Source organism: uncultured Tepidimonas sp. (assembly GCF_938045175.1).
Taxonomy (GTDB): domain Bacteria; phylum Pseudomonadota; class Gammaproteobacteria; order Burkholderiales; family Burkholderiaceae_C; genus Tepidimonas.
In genome coordinates, this window is record NZ_CALIND010000030.1 from 1 (window position 1) to 2,852 (window position 2,852).

3 protein-coding genes are annotated in these 2,852 nt (G+C 67.2%); all 3 read left to right on the top strand.

The annotated features are described in order from the left end of the window. Positions 1-73: 73 nt before the first annotated feature. The gene (ilvA, locus tag Q0716_RS01460) at positions 74-1,669 is read left to right on the top strand and encodes a threonine ammonia-lyase, biosynthetic (protein WP_299018887.1); all 1,596 of its coding nucleotides are present in this window, start codon (positions 74-76) and stop codon (positions 1,667-1,669) included. A gap of 60 nt (positions 1,670-1,729) precedes the next feature. After that, entirely contained in the window at positions 1,730-2,347 is a 618-nt protein-coding gene (gene ampD / locus Q0716_RS01465) for a 1,6-anhydro-N-acetylmuramyl-L-alanine amidase AmpD (protein ID WP_299018883.1), read from the top strand. Positions 2,348-2,529: 182 nt separating this feature from the next. Continuing rightward, positions 2,530-2,852: ATP cone domain-containing protein (locus Q0716_RS01470; RefSeq protein ID WP_299018885.1), on the top strand; the 323-nt coding region annotated here is incomplete at its 3' end.

Below are 2,852 nucleotides of genomic sequence, written 5' to 3' on the forward strand. Positions count from 1 at the left end.
TTTTTTTGAACACCGGCGGCGGGCCGCAGCGCCGACGGCACCTTATGATAGACGCAACGCTCACGTCATCGTCATGCCCGCCAAAGCCCCTCCATCTCACCCTGCTCTAGGCTCGGCCACCGAATTGACCCCGGCCGACTATCTGAAAAAGATCGTCACCGCGCGCGTATACGACGTGGCGCGCGAGACACCGCTGGAGCCCGCGCGCCATCTCAGCCGCCGCCTGCACAACAAGGTGCTGCTCAAGCGCGAGGACCAGCAGCCGGTCTTTAGCTTCAAGTTGCGCGGCGCCTACAACAAGCTGGCGCACCTGTCGCCCGAGGAGTTGCAGCGCGGCGTCATCTGCGCCTCGGCTGGCAACCATGCGCAAGGGGTGGCGCTGGGCGCGCACAAGCTGGGCGCGCGCGCAGTCATCGTCATGCCCACCACCACGCCACAGGTCAAGATCGACGCCGTGCGCGCGCTCGGTGGCGATGTGGTGCTGCACGGCGACAGTTACTCCGACGCGGCCCAGCACGCCACCGCGCTGGCCCAAGCGCAGGGGCTGACCTTCGTGCACCCCTTCGACGACCCGGACGTCATCGCTGGCCAGGGCACCATCGCCATGGAAATGCTGCGCCAACTGCAGGGCCTGGGGTCGAACCGGCTCGATGCCGTGTTCGTCGCCATCGGCGGCGGCGGCCTGATCGCGGGCGTGGCCAACTTCTTCAAGGCGGTGCGACCCGACATCCGCGTCATCGGCGTGCAAATGAGCGACTCCGACGCCATGCTGCGCTCGGTGCACGCGGGCCAACGGGTGCAGCTGGATGAAGTCGGGCTGTTTTCCGACGGTACCGCGGTCAAGCTCGTGGGTGAGGAGACCTTTCGCATCGCACGCGAACTGGTCGATGACTATGTCACCGTCGACACCGACGAAGTGTGCGCCGCCATCAAGGACGTGTTCGTCGACACGCGCAGCATCGTCGAGCCTGCGGGCGCGATGGCGGTGGCAGCGATCAAAAAATACGTCGCCCAGCACAAGACGCGGGGTGAGACGTACGCCGCCATCCTGTGCGGCGCCAACATGAATTTCGACCGCCTGCGCTTCGTGGCCGAACGCGCTGAGGTCGGCGAAGAGCGCGAGGCGCTGTTTGCCGTCACCATTCCCGAAGAGCGCGGCAGCTTTTTGCGCTTTTTGCAGGCCATCGGCAGCCTGCCCGGCGGGCCGCGTAACGTCACCGAGTTCAACTACCGCATCCATGACGCGCAGCAGGCGCACGTCTTCGTGGGCCTGACCACGCACGGCCGGGGCGAGAGCGCCAAGATCGCGGCGGCCTTCGAAAAGCACGGCTTTGCGACGCTGGACCTCACCCACGACGACCTGGCGCAAGAGCACATCCGGCACATGGTCGGCGGTCACTCGCCGCTGGCGCAGGACGAGCGGCTGCTGCGCTTCGTCTTTCCCGAACGGCCCGGCGCGTTGCTGAAGTTTCTCACCCTCATGCGCCCGAGCTGGAACATCAGCCTGTTCCACTACCGCAACCAGGGGGCCGACTACGGCCGCATCCTGGTCGGCCTGCAGGTGCCCCCAAAGGACGACAAGGCATTCCAGCGCTTCCTGCGCGAACTGGGCTACCCCTACGTCGAAGAAACCGACAATCCCGTGTACCGGTTGTTTTTGCGCGGGTGATTCCACTCCCAACTCGTTCCAGCTCAACCAACTGGTGCGCTGATCCGCCCCGAGGAGTGCATGATCCCTCTCGCACCCCCCGACCACCCCGCCCCCACCGAGGGCACGTGGCTGGCCCAGGCACGCTGGGTGCCGTCGCCGCACCACGGCCCGCGCCCGCCCGGCGCGTCGCTCGATTTGATCGTCGTGCACTCGATCAGCCTGCCGCCCGGCGAATACGGCGGCGCCGCGATCGAGCAGCTCTTCACCGGCACGCTTGACTGGGAGGCGCACCCCTACTTTCAGCGCATCCGCGGGCTGGAGGTGTCCAGCCACTTCCTGATCCGGCGCGACGGCGAGCTCGTGCAATTCGTCGCCTGCGAGCGCCGCGCTTGGCATGCCGGCGTCTCGCAATGGCACGGGCGGGCCAACTGCAACGATTTTTCCATTGGTGTGGAGCTGGAGGGGTTGGAAGGCGACACCTTCGAACCCGCACAGTACGACGCACTGGCCGAGCTGTGCCAAACCTTGCGCGCGCGCTGGCCCACCTTGTGCGCGGTGGCGGGCCACGAACACATCGCCCCGGGCCGCAAGCGTGACCCGGGCCCCGGCTTCGACTGGGCACGCCTGATCGCGCTGACCGGCTGGCCCGCGCACGCCTTTGCCAGCACCGCAGGCGCGGCCCCCATGCCGCGCTAGTCGTCCCCTCCGGGGCAACCCGAGGATATCGGCGGGGCGTCGAGATTGAAAAATTTTCGCGCCTGACCTCTTGTCCCGCCCGCCATGCCCGCTACACTAGCGGTAGTGTTTTTTCTCAACGACGGACACTAGATCTAGTGTTTCGCCGTCGGCCCTGTGGACATCACCCTCAGCGAGGCTCCATGCAGACCACCCTCTCCACCCCCCCGTCCGGCGCCAGCGTCGCCGCCGTGCCCGAGGCCGCCCGCCCCCTCCCCGCCGGCACGTTGCCGCACTACCAGATCATTCGGCGCAACGGCGCCGTGGTGCCATTCGAGCCCAGCAAAATCGCCGTCGCGATGATGAAGGCCTTCTTGGCCGTGCACGGCCCGCAGGGCGCGGCCTCGGCCAGCGTGCGCGAGACGGTCGATCAGCTCACGCAGGCGGTCGTGCGCGCGCTCATGCGCTCGCGCCCTGGCGGTGGCACCTTTCACATCGAAGACGTGCAAGACCAGGTCGAGCTGGG

Bases quoted from the DNA above. Each gene is read 5' to 3' on its own strand.
- ilvA (WP_299018887.1), top strand. From the start codon at position 74: ATGCCCGCCAAAGCCCCTCCATCTCACCCTGCTCTAGGCTCGGCCACC.
- ampD (WP_299018883.1), top strand. From the start codon at position 1,730: ATGATCCCTCTCGCACCCCCCGACCACCCCGCCCCCACCGAGGGCACG.